General features: G+C 61.2%; 14 protein-coding genes. 6 read left to right on the forward strand and 8 right to left on the reverse strand.

Annotated elements, in window-relative coordinates:
- Positions 1-43 precede the first annotated feature (43 nt).
- Positions 44-529 carry a pentapeptide repeat-containing protein gene (locus tag EM6_RS15050; RefSeq protein WP_126423938.1) on the forward strand — a complete coding sequence of 162 codons (486 nt, stop codon included), beginning with the start codon at positions 44-46 and terminating at the stop codon, positions 527-529.
- A 132-nt stretch (positions 530-661) separates the two neighbouring features.
- Here EM6_RS15050 and aspS read toward each other — a convergent pair whose 3' ends face one another.
- Together aspS and EM6_RS15060 are read right to left on the reverse strand one after the other, a co-directional pair.
- A complete protein-coding gene (aspS, locus tag EM6_RS15055) occupies positions 662-2,443 on the reverse strand; it encodes an aspartate--tRNA ligase (RefSeq protein ID WP_126423939.1) in 1,782 nt (593 codons plus the stop codon).
- 325 nt (positions 2,444-2,768) lie between these two features.
- Complete coding sequence (locus EM6_RS15060) at positions 2,769-3,200, reverse strand: DUF7684 family protein (RefSeq protein ID WP_126423940.1); 432 nt, start codon at positions 3,198-3,200, stop codon at positions 2,769-2,771.
- A gap of 249 nt (positions 3,201-3,449) precedes the next feature.
- Here EM6_RS15060 and EM6_RS15065 point away from each other — a divergent pair, with 249 nt between their 5' ends.
- The 3 genes from EM6_RS15065 to EM6_RS15075 are packed head-to-tail and all read left to right on the forward strand — an operon-like array spanning position 3,450 to position 7,888.
- A complete protein-coding gene (locus EM6_RS15065) occupies positions 3,450-4,115 on the forward strand; it encodes a DnaA ATPase domain-containing protein (protein WP_126423941.1) in 666 nt (221 codons plus the stop codon).
- 37 nt (positions 4,116-4,152) lie between these two features.
- Positions 4,153-6,381 (forward strand): RNA degradosome polyphosphate kinase, encoded by a 2,229-nt coding sequence (locus EM6_RS15070; RefSeq protein WP_126423942.1) that lies wholly within the window; start codon positions 4,153-4,155, stop codon positions 6,379-6,381.
- A complete protein-coding gene (locus EM6_RS15075; protein ID WP_126423943.1) occupies positions 6,362-7,888 on the forward strand; it encodes a Ppx/GppA family phosphatase in 1,527 nt (508 codons plus the stop codon). The genes EM6_RS15070 and EM6_RS15075 overlap by 20 nt, the downstream gene beginning before the upstream one ends.
- A 49-nt stretch (positions 7,889-7,937) precedes the next feature.
- Here the strand turns inward: EM6_RS15075 and EM6_RS15080 are convergent, their stop codons facing one another.
- The 3 genes from EM6_RS15080 to purM all read right to left on the reverse strand — a co-directional run bounded on the left by EM6_RS15080 (position 7,938) and on the right by purM (position 11,827).
- Entirely contained in the window at positions 7,938-10,013 is a 2,076-nt protein-coding gene (locus EM6_RS15080) for a S46 family peptidase (RefSeq protein ID WP_126423944.1), read from the reverse strand.
- 86 nt (positions 10,014-10,099) lie between these two features.
- The gene (gene purN / locus EM6_RS15085) at positions 10,100-10,675 is read right to left on the reverse strand and encodes a phosphoribosylglycinamide formyltransferase (RefSeq protein ID WP_126423945.1); all 576 of its coding nucleotides are present in this window, start codon (positions 10,673-10,675) and stop codon (positions 10,100-10,102) included.
- A 123-nt stretch (positions 10,676-10,798) separates the two neighbouring features.
- Positions 10,799-11,827 (reverse strand): phosphoribosylformylglycinamidine cyclo-ligase, encoded by a 1,029-nt coding sequence (gene purM / locus EM6_RS15090; protein ID WP_126423946.1) that lies wholly within the window; start codon positions 11,825-11,827, stop codon positions 10,799-10,801.
- Between the two features lie 214 nt (positions 11,828-12,041).
- Here purM and rnd point away from each other — a divergent pair, with 214 nt between their 5' ends.
- Positions 12,042-13,190, forward strand: a complete 1,149-nt coding sequence (gene rnd, locus EM6_RS15095) for a ribonuclease D (RefSeq protein ID WP_126423947.1) — start codon at positions 12,042-12,044, stop codon at positions 13,188-13,190.
- Positions 13,191-13,510: 320 nt separating this feature from the next.
- On the opposite strand, the gene ndk is transcribed toward rnd, so the two are convergent.
- The gene (gene ndk / locus EM6_RS15100; protein WP_126423948.1) at positions 13,511-13,927 is read right to left on the reverse strand and encodes a nucleoside-diphosphate kinase; all 417 of its coding nucleotides are present in this window, start codon (positions 13,925-13,927) and stop codon (positions 13,511-13,513) included.
- A gap of 96 nt (positions 13,928-14,023) precedes the next feature.
- Between ndk and EM6_RS15105 the strand changes: the two genes are divergently transcribed.
- A complete protein-coding gene (locus tag EM6_RS15105) occupies positions 14,024-15,925 on the forward strand; it encodes an ABC-F family ATP-binding cassette domain-containing protein (protein WP_126423949.1) in 1,902 nt (633 codons plus the stop codon).
- Positions 15,926-16,168: 243 nt separating this feature from the next.
- Here EM6_RS15105 and EM6_RS15110 read toward each other — a convergent pair whose 3' ends face one another.
- The gene (locus EM6_RS15110; protein WP_126423950.1) at positions 16,169-16,507 is read right to left on the reverse strand and encodes a proteinase inhibitor i78; all 339 of its coding nucleotides are present in this window, start codon (positions 16,505-16,507) and stop codon (positions 16,169-16,171) included.
- The gene (locus EM6_RS15115) at positions 16,504-16,953 is read right to left on the reverse strand and encodes a DNA polymerase III subunit chi (protein WP_126423951.1); all 450 of its coding nucleotides are present in this window, start codon (positions 16,951-16,953) and stop codon (positions 16,504-16,506) included. Before EM6_RS15115 ends, EM6_RS15110 begins: the two co-directional genes overlap by 4 nt.
- Between the last annotated feature and the right edge of the window lie 12 nt (positions 16,954-16,965).

Here is a 16,965-nt window from a genome sequence, read left to right on the forward strand (position 1 = left end):
CGATCTTGCTTAAGAAAAGCTAAACCACAAGAGGTGTCCCATCATGAAACGCATCGCTCTGGCCGTAGCCGCGCTTTCGCTGTTTGCCCTTCCCGCTTCGGCGCAAAACCCTGTCCAGATCAGCCGCGCCGGTTCGGGCGCGTCCTGCCCCGGCTGCAACCTGTTTCAGGCCGATTTTTCCGGTAAGACGCTGAAAGGCAAGAACTTCGCCGGGGCGCGCCTGCGTCAGGCGGACCTGTCGAGCGGCGTTTTCAACGGCACGAGCTTTGCGGGCGGAGACCTGCGTGACCTTAACGGGTTTGGCTCCTTGTTCGGCCATGCCAATTTCTCGCGCACCAATCTGACCAACGCCAATTTCGTCGGGGCCTATCTCGAAGGGGCCAATTTTGCGGGCGCCAATCTGAGCGGCGTCAACTTTTCCGGGGCCGAGATGGCGTCGGCGCGCGGCATCACCCAGCGCATGATGGATCAGGCCTGCGGCGATAAGACGACCGTGGCTCCGAAGGGTATCCGCGTTCCGGTGTGCTGATACGTTATGGGGTTTGGGGCCTGCGGCCCCAAGTCTTCATATATTCAAAAGAAAAGCCTGCCGGTTTTCGGCAGGCTTTTCTTTTGAAAGTAAAAAGGTTTGTGGGGTCACGGACCCCACACCCCATGCATATCAGCTCACCTTGATCGGCAGTTGCGTCCGGATATGCAGTTCCTTCAACTGCTTCTCCGTCACCTCCGACGGGGCACTCATCATCACGTCCTGCCCCTGCTGATTCAGCGGGAAAGCGATGACTTCGCGGATCGCCGTCTGACCAGCCAGCAGCATCACAATGCGGTCGATACCAGGGGCCAGACCGCCGTGCGGCGGCGCGCCGTATTTGAAGGCGTTGAGCATCCCGCCGAACTGGCTTTCAACCACATCGGCCCCATAGCCCGCGATCTCAAAGGCCTTGAGCATGATCTCCTGCTTGTGGTTCCGGATCGCGCCAGAGCACAGCTCATAGCCGTTGCAGACGATGTCGTACTGATAGGCCAGAATGTCGAGCGGGTCCTTGGTGAGGAGCGCCTCCATCTCGCCCTGCGGCATGGAGAACGGGTTGTGCGAGAAATCGACCTTCTTCTCGTCCTCATTGTACTCGAACATCGGGAAATCGACGATCCAACAGAAGCGGAACTGATCCTCGTCCACCAGGTTGAGATCGGTGCCGACCTTGGTGCGCGCCAGACCGGCAAACTTGTAGAAGACCTTGGGATCGCCAGCGACGAAGAAGGCCGCGTCGCCCTGCGCCAGACCCAGAGCGGTCATCAGCGCCGTAGTGGCGTCGTTGCCGAGGTTCTTGGCGATGGGGCCGCCCCACGCGCCCTGATCCTCGGACCAGAAGATGTAGCCGAGGCCCGGCTGACCTTCGCCCTGCGCCCACGAATTCATACGGTCGCAGAAGGCGCGCGAGCCGCCCTTCGGGGCCGGAATGGCCCACACAGCGTTAGCGCTGTTTTCGAGAATACGCGCAAACAGGCCAAAGCCGCCGCCGCGGAAATGCTCAGACACGTCCTGCATTTCGATCGGGTTGCGCAGGTCCGGCTTGTCCGAGCCGTACTTGGCGATGGACTCTTTGTAGGGGATGCGCTGGAACGGATAGCTAGACACGCGCTTGCCTTCGCCGAACTCGGTAAACAGGCCGTGCATCACCGGCTCGATGGCCGCGAACACATCTTCCTGCGTCACAAAGCTCATCTCGATATCGAGCTGATAGAATTCCAAGCTACGGTCGGCGCGCAGGTCTTCGTCACGGAAGCACGGGGCGATCTGGAAATAGCGATCGAAACCCGACACCATCAGCAACTGCTTGAACTGCTGCGGCGCTTGCGGCAGGGCATAGAACTTGCCCGCGTGCAGACGCGACGGCACCAGGAAGTCGCGCGCCCCTTCGGGCGACGAGGCGGTCAGGATGGGGGTCTGGTATTCCAGAAAACCCTGCGCGACCATACGGTTACGGATCGACTGAATGACGCGCGAGCGCAGCACGATGTTCTTGTGCAGGGTTTCGCGACGCAGGTCGAGGAAGCGGTTTTTCAGACGGATGTCTTCGGGATATTCGGGCTCACCGAACACCGGCAGCGGCAGTTCGGCAGCTTCGGACAGCACTTCGATATCCGACACCACGACTTCGATAGCCCCGGTCGGCAGGTTGGGATTGACGGTCGCCTCATCCCGCGCCACCACCTTGCCATCGACGCGGATAACGCTTTCAGCACGCAAGCGTTCGACCTTGGCAAAGCCCGCGCTGTCCGGATTGAACACCAGTTGCGTCAGGCCGTAATGGTCGCGCAGGTCGATGAACAACAGGCCGCCGTGATCGCGCTTGCGGTGAATCCAGCCCGACACGCGCACCTCGGCGCCGGCGTCGGTGGCGCGCAGCGCGCCGCAGGTATGGGTACGGTAACTATGCATTGTGAGTCTCTGAATCCGGCTCAAAAAACGGTTGGGGGCTAGGGCACATGACAGGGGCGGAATGTCAAGACTTGTGTCCGGACTCCCGGCAAAAAGCCGCCTCCGAATTTCATTTTATTTTGCAAGCGAGCTGTCTCTTGGGGTTTAACCACGGATGCACACGGATGATCGCCTGCGGCGATCTCACGGATATTCAGACCAATATGCCTCAACCTTCTCGGACCATCCGTGGACCTGCCCGCTTTGCGGGCGGGCATCCGTGTCTATCCGTGGTTCATTCTTCTTGCCGATATCATCCGCAGCATGGTTAATTTGCAAAGCGCAATCAATCTCTCCCGGCACCTTGGCTTAGGCGATACGCTTTCAGTATCTCCGTCCGCCGCGCGGACTCGGCGACGTGTATCAGGCGGGTTTCCTTCAATTCAACGGTAGGGTGGCTGGCGCAATGTCCAGCAAACCACAGGACTTCTGCTAATGATTCATCGGGATGCCATGTGGTCAAGACATGGTGATCATCCGGAATTGGGGCGATACCGAATACCGAGATATTGGCCCAATCGACGGCATCGTGCCATGCTTCACACGCGGCGCCCCATGCCAGCGCGTAAAGACACCCACTGCTCACAAGCCATATAGCCACCTTCTCCCGCCACACCTTGTCAACCGTCATGTCGGCGATGATAACAGCCCGGAAAGGCGTGTTACCCAACTCAGGTAGCGCTTTTGCGGGCGTAATGTGCAGATATTCAAATTCCATGGAACAACCCTAGCCTTTAAAAGCGGGAAACAAAAGCGATGGCCTTGTGCCAACCATCAGGAAGTTAACCAGCACACGGATGATCGCCTGCGGCGATCACACGGATAGTCAGACCCACACGCCTCAGCCTTCTCGGACCCTCCGTGTCTATCCGGGGTTTCTTTTCCCCAGAACGGCCCACCGAACTAACCCCATCGGATGGGGCGTCCACGGATTGCCTTCTGCGCCCCATCTTCCTAAGTTAAGCGCATGGCGCATCAGTACCCGCTCGACCTGTCCCTGCCTGCCCCCTATGCGGCGGCGAACTTTGTCGTCTCCGACGCCAACCGCGCCCTGTTCGACCTTCTGAGGTTGCCCGCCGACTGGCTGAACCCGCATCTGGTGCTGACCGGACCAGCCGGCTCCGGCAAGACCCACGCCGGCCACGTCTTTGCTGAAACGCACGGGGCGCACTGGCTGAGCCCCGGCGCGCCCGTGCCGGACACCGCCACCCTGTTCGTGGTCGATGAGGCTGAGACCTTCGATCAGGAGGTCCTGTTCCACCTCTATAACCGCACGGCGTCGGATGGCCGCCTGCTGCTGCTGTCACGCCAGCACCCGGCACAATGGACCATCCGTGTGCCCGATTTCGAGTCGCGGCTGAAGGCCATGCGCGTCGTCGATATGCCGGAACCGGACGATAGCCTGCTGAAAAGCGTGCTGAAAAAGCTGTTTGAAGCGCGCGTCATCACACCATCCGACGACGTGCTGGAATATCTCAGCCGCCGCATGGAACGCTCGGTGGCGCACGCCCAAAAAATTGTCACAGGTCTTGAGGCATATGCCAATGGCCGCGCCTTTACCCGGTCTTTGGCGCGTCAATTTATCGAGACCAGTGAAAATATGACTTGGTTCGACGATTGGGATGAGATTTAGTCAGTAAAACATAAGAAAATAAGGATTCTGAACCGCTATGCCCGCCTCCGAAACCGTCAATGACATTATCCGCACGACCGAGTCGGTGGCGGCTGAGCCTCAGCCAGAGGCTCAAATTGATCTGACCTCGGACGAGGCGCTGGGCGATGCGCTATATATCAACCGCGAACTGTCGTGGCTGGCCTTCAACAAGCGGGTGATCGAAGAGGCCGAAAATCCGCGCCATCCGTTGCTGGAGCGGCTGCGCTTCCTGTCGATTTCGGCCAACAATCTCGATGAATTCTACATGGTGCGCGTCGCCGGGCTTCAGGGTCAGGTGCGCGAAGGCGTGCGTATCCTGTCCGAAGACGGCCACACCCCGGCCGAGCAGCTTGAGGCCGTCAACAAGGTCGCTCAGGCCCTGATGAACAAGCAGCAGACCATCTGGTCCAAGCTGAAGGCCGAACTGTCGGCCAATGGCCTGATCCTGCTCGATCACAAGGAAGTCACCAAGACCGACACGGCGTGGCTGGAAAAGCGCTTCCATGAGCAGCTTTTCCCCGTGCTGACGCCGCTCGCTATCGACCCGGCGCACCCCTTCCCCTTTATCCCCAATCTGGGCTTCTGCATCGCGCTGAAACTGCAACGCCGCGCCGATGCCAAGACGCTGTACGCCCTTGTGCCCATCCCCACGGGCGTGCGCCGCTTCTGGGAGATCGGTGGCAATTCGCGCGGTCAGAACACGCGGCGCAAATTCGTCACGCTGGAGGGCATGGTGGTCATGTTCGCCCAGCAGATCTTCCCCGGCTTCGATATTCTGGGCAAGGGCGTCTTCCGCATCATCCGCGACTCGGACATCGAAATCGAGGAAGAAGCCGAAGACCTGGTGCGTGAGTTCGAAGCCCTGCTGAAGCAGCGCCGCCTCGGCTCGGTGGTGCGCGTCAAATTCGGCGCCTCCATGCCCGAAGACCTGCGCGAATTCATCATCGAACAACTGCGCGCCCAGCCGCAGGACGTGACCATTGTCGATGGCATTCTGGGCATGTCCGAGTTGTCGCAGCTTATCCCGCCCGATCGCAACGACCTGAAATTCAAGCCCTATACGCCGCGCTTTCCGGAACGCATCCGCGACAATGCCGGAGACATCTTCTCGGCCATCCGCGAAAAGGACATTCTGGTCCACCACCCGTTCGAAAGCTTCGACGCCGTGGTGCAGTTCCTGCGTCAGGCGGCGCGCGACCCCAACGTCATCGCCATCAAACAGACGCTTTACCGCACCTCGAAGGACTCGCCCATCGTCGCGGCCCTCATTGAAGCCGCCGAGCAGGGCAAGAACGTCACGGCTCTGGTCGAAATCAAGGCGCGCTTTGACGAAGAGGCCAATCTGCGCTGGGCCCGCGCCATGGAACGCGCGGGCGTGCACGTCGTCTATGGCTTTGTGGAGTACAAGACCCACGCCAAGCTGAGCGTCGTGGCGCGCCGCGAGGGTGAGGCCTTGCGCACCTATTGCCACTTCGGCACCGGCAATTATCACCCGGTAACGGCCAAGGTCTATACGGACCTAAGCCTGTTTACCGCCGACCCGGCGCTGGGGCGCGACGCCATGCGCGTCTTCAACTTCATCACCGGCTATGCCCGCCCGGACGTGATGGAAAAGCTCTACTTCTCGCCGGTGACGCTGAAACAGGGTCTGATCTATCTGATCGAGCAGGAAATCGCCAATGCCCGCGCCGGCAAGCCCGCGCAAATCTGGGCCAAGATGAATTCGCTGGTCGATCCGGTGATCATCCGCAAGCTCTATCAGGCCTCACAGGCCGGGGTGCAGATCGACCTTGTCATTCGCGGCATCTGCTGCCTGCGTCCCGGCGTGGCGGGCTATTCGGACAATATCCGCGTCAAGTCGATCGTCGGGCGCTTCCTGGAGCACACGCGCATTGTCTGCTTCGCCAACGGCCACGCCCTGCCGTCGGACCAGGCGCGCGTCTTCATCTCGTCCGCCGACTGGATGAGCCGCAATCTGGACCGCCGCGTCGAAACCCTGATCCCGGTGGACAATCCCACCGTCCACCGTCAGGTTCTGGATCAGATCATGGTCGCCAACCTCAATGACGAGGCGCAGTCGTGGAACCTGTCGTCAGACGGCACCTATACGCGCTTTGATACGACCGGCCTCGATGCGCCCTTCTCGGCCCACGAATACTTCATGACAAACCCGTCGCTGTCCGGTAGAGGTCGCGGCGTCAAGGATCTCCCCCAAGCGTTTGATCATGTCGGTGCCCGAAAGTAGCTTTGCCCCCCTTCCCGCCGCGACGGCCCTGCCCGCCGCCTACTACACGGCCGTCATCGACATCGGGTCCAACTCGGTGCGTCTGGTCATCTATCGCGTCGAAGGGCGCTCGATTTGGCCGGTGCATAACGAAAAGGTGCTGGCGGGGTTAGGGCGCGAACTGATGAGCAGCGGCCGTCTGAGCCCCTCGGGCTGCCGCGACACGCTGATCGCGCTGAAACGCTTTCGTTTCATCGTCGATTCCTACCCCCTGTCGCAGGTGCACACCGTGGCGACCGCCGCCATCCGTGAGGCCGAGGACGGCCCAGACATGGTGCATAGTATTGAGAGCGAAACGGGCTTCAAGGTGCGCGTCCTCAGCGGGGCCGAAGAGGCCTATTACTCGGCGCTGGGCGTGCTGTGCGGACATGACGATGCGGTCGGCGTGGTGGGCGACCTTGGCGGATCGAGCCTTGAGCTGATTGATCTGCAAGGCGAAAATGCCTTCAAAGGCATCACCCTGCCCCTGGGGCCCTTCGCGCTGGGGGCTCCGGCGGCGGTCGATATCGACAAGACCCTGACGCGCATCCGTGAGGTTCTGACGCCGCACAAGGATCGCTTTCAGTTTGCAACCTTTCATGCCGTCGGCGGTGCGTGGCGCAACCTCGCCATCATCTGGATGCAGAAGGCCAACTATCCGCTTCAGATCGTTCAGCAATTTGAGCTGCCCGCGCGCGAAGCCCTCAATATTTGCCGCCTGATCGCCACCCAGTCGCCCGCCTCTTTGGAGCGCATCCGCGGCGTCACCAAGCGGCGCATGGAGCATCTGGCCTATGCGGCTCTGGTGCTTCAGGCCCTGATCGAAACCTTCGGCTTCGACACCATCAACTTTTCGGCCAACGGCCTGCGCGAAGGCGTTCTGTTTGAACAACTGCCTAAGGACGTGCAAAAGCGCGACCCGCTGATCGAAGGTTGCGCCGCTCTGGGGGCGCGTCAGGGCATCAGCAACGATATGGGGCCGGCTCTGGCCCAGTGGGTCTGTGATTTCTATGACACCACCTCCGGCATCGACATACCCGATGTGCGGCTGATCCGCGCGGCATCCAAGCTGGCCGACATGGGCGCGCTCCTGCACCCCGATCACCGCGCCGACCTCGTCTGCGATCAGGTGCTGCGCGCCCCTATTCCAGGACAGAACCATGCCGAGCGCGTCTTCCTGGCCTCGACCCTGTTCACCCGCTATTCCGGCGACGCCTATACCAAGGAGCCGGTGCTGATCAGCCGTATTCTGGGCGATGACGGGCTTGAGCGCGCCACGCGGTTGGGTCTGGCCCTGCGGCTGGGCTGCGACCTGTCGGCCAAGTCGGGCGCCCTGCTCCGCCACGCCCACCTGACGCAGCAGGGCCGCGATCTGGTGCTGGAGGCCAAGAGCGGCTGGGAAGACCTGCTCCTTGGCGAACAGACTCGCAAACGCGCCAAGGCACTGGCCAATGCGCTGAAACTCAACCTGAAAATGGGAAGTTACTAGACCTCCCTTTCTCCGCCCTGTGCCTTCAGCACAGGGCGGAGATTTTGACTTACTTACCGGTCAGTTCCTTCACCAGCGCCTTCTGGTCATAGACCTTGTCCAGCGCTTCAAGGATGGCGGTCGAGGCCACAGTGACGGTGCGGTTGATCGTACCGTCGTAGTAATAGGCCCCGCCCAGGCTATGGATATTGCCGTCAAAGGCCGCGCCCACGACCTCCGCCTTGGCATTGATCACCGGCGAGCCGGAATTGCCGCCGATGATGTCATTGGTCGAGGAGAAGTTATAGACGATCTTCGGGTCGATCTTGCCCTTGGCAGCGGCAAACTTCGGCGACAGCTCATAGGGGTCGTTGCCCGTGGCACGGTCATACAGGCCCGCAAACTGCGTAAAGGCCGGCACGGCCTGACCGCGATAGGTCCAGCCCGTCACCTTACCGTAGGACAGGCGCAGCGAGAAGGTCGCGTCCGGATAGGTCGAGTTGCCATAGGCCTTGAAGCGGATCTTGGCGACCTTTTCGGCGGCGATGCGCGTCGGGCCCGAAACCTTGGCCTCGTAGTCCTTGCGTAGCGCCAGCGCCTGATCGTCGATTTTCAGCGCATACTGGATCATCGGGTCATCAGAGGCCTGAATGGCCGCCAGACCGCCCTCCCACAGGGCCTTACGCACCGCTGGATCACCGAGCTTCGTGCCTTCGATCAGGCGCTTCGACAGACCTTCGGGCGATTCCTTACCCAGCATCAGCTTGGTGATGGCGTTGTCCGTGGTCAGGTACTCACGCGCCTTGAGAAGGCGGAATTCGAGGAAGATGCGCTCATGCGCCGGGATGATGTTCGCCTTGTCCAGCAGGCGCTTTTCGACCAGCGGCAGGCGCGTATCGGCAAATTCCGGCAAACGCTCGGCCGACGGCTTGGCGCGCTCCTTGGCGGCACGCACCAGGGTGCGGGCATAGGAGAAGAGGCTCGACGAATTGAGCGACGAGTCGAGGAAATAGTAGGGCAGATAGAGGTCCTTGGCCGTCACCTGAACCGCCGCCAGATCGGCCCACGGATCCCCATAGAGCGCCTTGTCCTCTGCGCTCATACCGGCCTTCAGGGCCACTTCTTCGGCGCGTTTGGCCTCCATGACCTTCGGGTCCTGAAGTGCCAGTTGCTGACCATAGAAGACCTTGAAGCCGTTTTCGAGGCTGGTCAGGGTATCGACGGTGATCTTCTTGTTAGCTTCGGATTCAGCCCCAAACTGGATCAGGCGGCCGCGCAGTTCCGAGCGCATCAGTTGCTGGGTCGGAATGGTCACATCGCGCAGGGTTTCAAGCTGAGAGACGGTCAACAGGCGGCTGGTCGAGCCGGGGTTGCCGGCCACCAGAACCAGTTCGTTCTCCTTCGGCGCCGTCGTGGCGAATTTGAGATGCTGCGGCGTCTTCACCGGCTGACCGTTCTCGTACAGGCGCAGGAAGCCAGAATCGAGATTGTAGCGCGGGAAGTTGAAATTGTCGGGGTCGCCGCCGAAGAAGCCCGCCTTATATTCCGGATAGAAGACCAGACGCACATCGGTATAGCGGCGATACTTATAGAGCTTGTACTCACCGCCCTGATAGAAGCTGATCACCTGGCAGCGGATCGTCTTATCGTCGCCGCACCCGGCCTTTTCCAGCTCGGCCGACTTGACGTTCTGCGCCTTGACGAAGTCAGCGCCGGTCAGGCCCTTGGTCGCCGCATTGATGTCCTTGGTCACGTCGGTGATCGACAACAGGATTTCCGCCGTCTGACCGGGGCAGGTCTTTTCCTCGGTTCGGGCCTTGGTCAGGAAGCCGTCATTGACGTAATCGGTCTGCGGCGTGGACAGGTCCTGCGCACAGGCAATCACGCAGTGGGCATTGGTCAGCACCAGACCGTCCGGCGACACGACCGAGGCCGAGCAGCCCGACAGGCGCACCGCTGCGGCCTGCACCTTGTCCATCCATGCCTTGTCAAGCGTAACGCCGTAGGTCTCCTTGACCTTGGCGGCGGGGAAGTTGTCGAAGGTCCACATGCCTTCGTCGGCCAGAGCCGTACCCGGCGCGGCGGGAGCCATGACGGCGGCCAGCGCAAAGGCGGCACCATAGGTGAGGACGGATTTCAGCGACATGCGAGCGCATCCTGTGTAAATTTATAACAGGCTGCGGACTTTACATGAGCGCCTTTGTTGCGCAAGAAACCTTAACGGCGGCCAGATTACATTTTTGTTAGAATGTCGCGCACGGCGGCCGGATAAAGCTGGTGCTCCTCTGTCAGCACGCGCGCCGCCAGCGTATCGGGCGTATCGCCCTCAAGGATCGGCACGCGGGCCTGAGCGATCAAAGCCCCCTCATCCACCCCGGCGGACACCCAGTGGATGCTGCACCCGGCCTCAGCATCGCCCGCTTCAATTGCGCGTTGGTGGGTGTGCAGGCCCTTGTATTTCGGCAGAAGGGACGGGTGAATATTGATCATCCGCCCTTCCCACTGCGTCACCAGCCATGGCGTCAGGATACGCATATAGCCGGCCAGACAGATGAATTCGACGCCACGCGCCCGCAACTCAGCGTCAATGGCGCGCTCATGTGCTTCGCGATCCTTGCCGAAAGGCTTGTGATCAACGGCCAGCGCCTCGATGCCTTGCGACGCAGCCCACTCAAGCCCCGCGGCGGCAGGATCGTTGGACACCACCACGACGCACTCGGCCGGAAAGTCCGGGGCTTTGGCGGCTTCGACAAGGGCCATCATATTGGACCCCCGCCCGGAAATGAAGATGGCGGTTTTGGTTTTCATAGTCTCAAACCCTCCCTTCTCCCTTGAGGGAGAAGGTGGCGCGCCAGCGCCGAATGAGGGGGAACCGGGGCGTCAAAAGCCCCCTCACCCCAACCCTCTCCCTCAGGGAGAGGGGGTTGATGATTACGCCGCGACCAGTTGGCCGCAGATAAAGGCGTCTTCGCCCGCAATGAGCAGCGCCGCCAGCACGGCGTCGGCATTGTGCGGCTTCACATAGAGCACGAAGCCAACGCCGCAGTTAAAGGTGCGCAGCATCTCGTGTTTGTCGATATTGCCCGTCTGCATCAGCCACTGGAAGACCGGTGGGAAGGTCCAGCCGTCGAAATCGAACTCGGCCTTAAGCCCTTCGGCAATGGCGCGGCCGGGGTTTTCGATCAGGCCGCCGCCGGTGATGTGCGCGCCGCCGGTGACCAGACCCGCCTTCATCAGCGGCAGAACCGACGCAATATAGATGCGCGTCGGCTCCAGCAGCGCCTGAGCCAGCGACTTTTCGGTGGCAAACGGTGCGTCGTCGGCCCAGCTCAGGCCCGAGCGCTCCACCACCTTGCGGATCAGCGAATAGCCGTTGGAGTGCGGCCCCGACGACCCCAGAGCGATGATCAGATCGCCCGCCGCCTGTGCCTCCAGCTTCGGCAGCACCTTGTCGCGGTTGACCGCGCCGACGCTGAACCCGGCCAGATCGTAGTCTTCGCCCTCGTACATCCCCGGCATTTCGGCGGTTTCCCCGCCGACCAGCGCGCAGCCCGCGCGCTTGCAGCCTTCGGCAATCCCGGCCACCACGCGGCGCGCCGTATCGACGTCCAGCTTCGACGTCGCGTAGTAGTCGAGGAACATCAGGGGCTCAGCGCCTTGCGCCAGCAGGTCGTTGACGCACATGGCCACCAGATCGATGCCCACCGTGTCGTGACGGTTGGTTTCGATGGCGATACGCAGCTTGGTGCCCACGCCGTCCGTCGTGGTGACGATCAGCGGGTCGCCATAGCCCGCCGCCTTAAGGTCAAACAGGGCACCAAACCCGCCCAGGCTGGCCTCGGCACCGGGGCGGCGCGTGGCCTTGGCCAGCGGTTTGATGGCGTCCACAAGCGCTTCGCCCGCGTCGATATCGACGCCGGACTGGGCATAGGTAAGGCCGTTGGATTGGGGCTCGGTCATAAAACTAACCTTAAGTGTACGCGCCGGAAAGCGATTTGAGGGTGATTTGCGCGCTCTATAGCGGGCTTGGCGCTTTTCGTCCCGCAAAAACTTGCTATAGCTATTCGCAAAATCGTCAAATCGTGCGCCGGGCAGCCGCCGTGCGGTCCTTTCTTTTCATCGCCGTGGAAAAAGACGGGCATCCCCGTCGCGCTTCACGCACAAAGTCGTATTTATGCCCACTATCACCACGACCGCCGCCCTCACCGATTTCTGCGCCAAAATCGCCAGCGCCCCGTTCATCACCGTCGATACGGAGTTTATGCGCGAAACCACCTACTGGCCCAAGCTGTGCCTGATACAGGCGGCGTCCGAGGAGCACGCGGGCATTATCGACCCCCTGTCCCCTGACCTTGATCTGAAACCGTTTCTGGACCTGCTGACCGATCCGGCAATCCTCAAGGTGTTCCACGCCTGCCGTCAGGACGTGGAAATCTTCAACAATCTGGGAGCCATGCCCGCCCCGGTCTTCGATACGCAGGTCGCGGCCATGGCGGCGGGCTTCGGCGATCAGGTGGCCTATGATTCGCTGGTCCGTCAGGTCATCAAGGTCGATATCGACAAGGGCTCGCGCTTCACCGACTGGTCACGCCGGCCCCTGTCTGAGCAGCAGTTGCAATACGCGCTGGGCGATGTGACGCATCTGGCCAAGCTCTATCCGAAGCTGGTCGAAAAGCTGAAAGCCCAGAACCGCTACGAATGGGTCGCCGCCGAAATGGCCGACCTGACCGATCCGAAGCTCTACAACACCTCGCCCGACGACGCCTGGCGGCGGCTGCGTCCGCGCAAGCCCTCGCTGAAATATATGGCGGTGTTCAAGGAGGTCGCGGCGTGGCGCGAGCGCGTGGCACAGGAGCGCGATCAGCCGCGCGGCCGCATCCTCAAGGACGAGGGCGTGGACGAAATCGCCACCCAACTGCCCACCGATGCGGCGGCCTTTGACCGCCTGCGTTCGACGCCCAAGGGGTTCGGGGCGTCCAAATTCGGCATCGAACTGTGCGAGGTGATCCAGACGGCTCTGGCCGAGCCGGAAAAATACGCGCCCAAGGTCGATAAGGCCCCGCCGCCGGTGCAGGTCCCGGCAAGCGTGGTGGAACTGCTGAAGGTGCTGCTGCGCGTGCGCTGCGAAGACGAAGGCGTGGCCCCGAAACTGATCGCCTCTGTGGCCGATCTGGAAAAGATCGCACTCGATGACAAGGCCAATGTCCCGGCCCTCGAAGGCTGGCGGCGCAAGGTGTTCGGCGACGACGCCATCAAGCTGAAAAAAGGCGAACTGGCGCTGGTGCTCAACGGCACCCGCGTCGAGGTGGTTGAACTGGATTAGGGTCGCGACCGAAGAATTTAGCCACGAAAAACACGAAAATCACGAACAACGCGGTCAACATTTGGCGCGCAGCGCCGGGCAAGAAGGCCTGTCGCAATGACGGGAGGCCCTTCAGGCAAAAAGGGGCAGCCTTTTTGTGCTTTTCGTGTTTTTCGTGGCTAGAGCGAAATGACTTAGGTGGAAACGCCACTTCGCTCTAAATTTTTGTTTTGTCGCGATGTTCTTACGGAAAACCGCTCACACTTTTCCGCACATCGCTCTAATAAAAAACCCCGCCGGGCGCACCGGCGGGGTTTTAAGTTTCGGCAATAAACCTCAGATTAGCCGACGATTTCGGCTTCCGAGAAGAACTGCGCGATTTCGATCGCGGCGTTTTCGTCCGAGTCCGAACCGTGCGCGGTGTTTTCACCGATCGACAGGGCGAACAGCTTGCGGACGGTGCCTTCGGCGGCCTGTTCCGGGTTGGTGGCGCCCAGCACTTCGCGGTACTTGGCGACGGCGTTTTCGCCTTCCAGAACCTGAACAACGACCGGCGCGGCGGTCATTTGCTCAACCAGTTCGCCGAAGAAGGGGCGCTCCTTGTGGACGCCGTAGAAGCGCTCGGCCTGAGCCTTGGTGAAGTGAACGCGCTTTTGAGCGACGATGCGCAGGCCGGCGGCCTCGATCACGGCGTTGACGGCACCGGTGAGGTTGCGGCGGGTGGCGTCGGGCTTCAGGATGGAGAAGGTACGGGACATGGGAAATCCGTTTTGTCTTGCGTTTAGGTTGGGGCGGCTTATAGCGAGGCCGACGGCTTACGCCAACCGCTTTTTTACGACGTTTTTTACAGTCTCATGCTTCAGATCACCAACCTGACCTACGACGCCTATGGCCGTCGCTTCTTTGATGGCGCCAGCCTGACCCTGACGCCGGGAACCAAGGCCGGTCTGGTGGGGCTGAATGGCGTCGGCAAATCGACCCTGTTCGGCCTGATTTTGGGCAAGTCGCAGCCGGGCGGCGGCGAAATCACCACGCCCAAAGGATGGCGCGTGGCGAGTGTCGATCAGGAAATCGCCGCCTCACCGCAGCATCTGATCGACGCGGTGCTGGCCATCGACACGCGCCGCGCCACTCTTCTGAAGGCGCTCGAAACCGCCGATCCGATGCAGCAGGCGGAAATCCACCACGACCTCTATGCCATCGGCGCAGACCGTGCGCCGTCGCGTGCCGCCGAAATCCTCAGTGGTCTGGGCTTTTCCAATGCCGACCTGACGCGGCCCATCTCGGATTTTTCCGGTGGCTGGCGGATGCGCGCGGCGCTGGCCGGGGCGCTTTTGGCCGAGCCCGACCTGCTGCTGCTCGATGAGCCGACCAACTATCTCGACCTCGAAGGGGCCCTGTGGCTGGAAGCCAAGCTGAAACGCTACCCCAACGCCGCCCTGATGATTTCGCACGACCGCGACCTGCTCAACGAGTCGGTCGATGCCATCGTGCACGTGGTGGGGCAAAGGCTCGACTATTACAGCGGCAATTACGACACTTTCGAGCGGATGCGCGCCGAAAAGGCCCGCCTCAACGCCGCCAATGCCGCCAAGCAGGAGGCCGAACGCGCCCACCTTCAGGCCTTTGTCGATCGGTTCAGGGCCAAGGCGTCCAAGGCCTCACAGGCGCAGTCGCGCATGAAGAAGCTGGAAAAGCTGCCGCCAATTGCCGCCAATATTCAGGACCGCGTTGCGCCCTTCCGCCTGCCATCGCCCGAAAAGGAACTGGCCCCGCCGATCCTGCGTCTGGACGATGCCAGTGTTGGCTATGGGGATACAGTTATTCTCCGGAACATTAATATCCGGCTCGATCCCGATGATCGGATTGGGGTTTTGGGGGTCAACGGGGCTGGTAAATCGACCTTTGCGAAGCTGCTGGCCGGAGCCCTGACCGAAATGCACGGCACGCAGTGGCGCGACCGCCGTATGACGGTCGCCTGGTTCCATCAGCACCAGATCGAGGCCATGGACCCGGAAGACACGCCTCTGGAGATGATGCGCCGCGCTCGTCCGGATGAGACGGAATCCAAGCGCCGCGGGCGTCTGGGCAGCTTTGGCATGACGGTGGAAAAGGTCGAGACCAAGGTGAAGGACCTGTCGGGCGGTGAGCGCGCGCGCCTGCTGCTCAACATGGTGGCCATGGACGGCCCGCACCTGCTGATCCTCGATGAGCCGACGAACCACCTTGATATCGACTCGCGCCGCGCCCTGCTCGATGCGCTGAACGATTATGAAGGCGCGGTGCTGATCATCACCCACGACCGCTCTCTGGTCGAACTGGTGGCGGACAAGCTGTGGCTGGTCAACGACGGAACGGTGAAGACCTATACCGGCACTATGGACGACTACGCGAAGCTGGTAGTCGAACGCGCCAAGACAGCGACGCGCGAGGAAGCGCAGGCCGCCGCCAAGGACAAGCCGGCCAGCGTCAATACCAAGGAGGCGCGCAAGGCCGCCGCCGCTGCCCGCAACGCCATCGCACCGCTCAAGAAAAAGGCCGATGACCTTGAGCGTCAGATTGAGACTTTGGGTAACAAGATCAAGATGATCGACCTGAAACTTTCGGACCCGGACATCTATGTGAAGGCCCCAACAGAGGCGGTCAGGCTCGGCAAGGAAAAGTCCAAGCTTGAAGACGATCTGGTGAAGATGGAAGGCGACTGGATGGAGGCCGCCGAAATCTATGAGACGGCCAAAACCGAGGCGGGGCTTTAATCTCCTCCCCACGCTTCGCGCAGGGAGGAGAGCGGTCTGCAAATTGCGAGATTTGCGGCGAATAGCAGGAGCCTAACGCCGCAGGTATGGTTGTACCTGCAAGCGACGGCGACGAACTAGGCGCCCAAAGACCGCGATTTGCTAGAGCATTCGTCGGCTAAGTTGAGCCGCCGAATGGCCCTAAGCTTTTGTTTGGTCGCGCAATTTTTCCGAAAAGTGGTGTCCACTTTATCGGATTGCGCTCTAGCCGCAGGTGACCGACTTGATAATCCCCGTATCCGTATCGAAAATGATCGTCTGACGATCGGCGCGGTAATCCATGGTCGCCGCACAGGTCGAACACAGAACACGGCGCTTTGAAGGCTCCAGCGGCACCGGGATCTGGGTGCGCGGCTTACCCACCAGATATTGCAGGCTCTTGGCCTCGCACTTGTCGGTATCGACCGGCTTGAATTCCGGCGGTTTTTGCGGTGTGGGGCGCGATACAGCGGGCGGCGGCGGCGGTGAAACAGGCGGCGGGGCCGGCGTCGAGCAGGCGGCCAGCAGAAGCAGGGCCGATCCAGCGGCCAGTTTTTTCATCATTGGACCTTCTCCCAACGACCGGCGTCGTTTTGTTTCCAGTAGGCCAGATCGAGATTTTGGGCCTTCAGCGTCTTCCATTGGGCACGCGCCCAGTTCAGATGCGTTTCATCGTGGCCCTCAAACAGGATCAGACACCTCTGATACGGCGACAGTTCGGGCAAATTCATGGCGGACACCGAGAACAGCACCTCAGCACCGTTGGCATTGCCGCCGCTGTCGCCCAGCAGTACCGGCTGGCGCGCCGCCTGAGGCTCGCTCTCCAGTCCATGCGGCAGAAAGGCCTCATCGCGATACGCCCACAGGTGCTGATCCAGTCCCTCCAGCGTCTCGCCCGCCGCCCCCAGCACATAGGCCTTCCAGCCCTTTTGCAGGGTCTTTTCCAGCAGGTCCGGCAAAGCGGCCTTCAACGGCGTGCGTTCGAGATGATAGAACCAGACCTGAGTCATGGTATCCCTTCT

The sequence above is a fragment of the Asticcacaulis excentricus genome, from assembly GCF_003966695.1.
GTDB lineage: Bacteria > Pseudomonadota > Alphaproteobacteria > Caulobacterales > Caulobacteraceae > Asticcacaulis > Asticcacaulis excentricus_A.

Excerpts from the sequence above, each read along its gene's own strand:
- EM6_RS15065 (WP_126423941.1), top strand. The coding sequence starts at position 3,450 with ATGGCGCATCAGTACCCGCTCGACCTGTCCCTGCCTGCCCCCTATGCG.
- EM6_RS15070 (WP_126423942.1), top strand. The coding sequence starts at position 4,153 with ATGCCCGCCTCCGAAACCGTCAATGACATTATCCGCACGACCGAGTCG.
- EM6_RS15110 (WP_126423950.1), bottom strand. The coding sequence starts at position 16,507 with ATGATGAAAAAACTGGCCGCTGGATCGGCCCTGCTTCTGCTGGCCGCC.
- purM (WP_126423946.1), bottom strand. The coding sequence starts at position 11,827 with ATGACCGAGCCCCAATCCAACGGCCTTACCTATGCCCAGTCCGGCGTC.
- EM6_RS15080 (WP_126423944.1), bottom strand. The coding sequence starts at position 10,013 with ATGTCGCTGAAATCCGTCCTCACCTATGGTGCCGCCTTTGCGCTGGCC.
- EM6_RS15115 (WP_126423951.1), bottom strand. The coding sequence starts at position 16,953 with ATGACTCAGGTCTGGTTCTATCATCTCGAACGCACGCCGTTGAAGGCC.
- EM6_RS15050 (WP_126423938.1), top strand. The coding sequence starts at position 44 with ATGAAACGCATCGCTCTGGCCGTAGCCGCGCTTTCGCTGTTTGCCCTT.
- ndk (WP_126423948.1), bottom strand. The coding sequence starts at position 13,927 with ATGTCCCGTACCTTCTCCATCCTGAAGCCCGACGCCACCCGCCGCAAC.
- EM6_RS15075 (WP_126423943.1), top strand. The coding sequence starts at position 6,362 with ATGTCGGTGCCCGAAAGTAGCTTTGCCCCCCTTCCCGCCGCGACGGCC.
- aspS (WP_126423939.1), bottom strand. The coding sequence starts at position 2,443 with ATGCATAGTTACCGTACCCATACCTGCGGCGCGCTGCGCGCCACCGAC.
- EM6_RS15105 (WP_126423949.1), top strand. The coding sequence starts at position 14,024 with ATGCTTCAGATCACCAACCTGACCTACGACGCCTATGGCCGTCGCTTC.
- EM6_RS15060 (WP_126423940.1), bottom strand. The coding sequence starts at position 3,200 with ATGGAATTTGAATATCTGCACATTACGCCCGCAAAAGCGCTACCTGAG.
- purN (WP_126423945.1), bottom strand. The coding sequence starts at position 10,675 with ATGAAAACCAAAACCGCCATCTTCATTTCCGGGCGGGGGTCCAATATG.
- rnd (WP_126423947.1), top strand. The coding sequence starts at position 12,042 with ATGCCCACTATCACCACGACCGCCGCCCTCACCGATTTCTGCGCCAAA.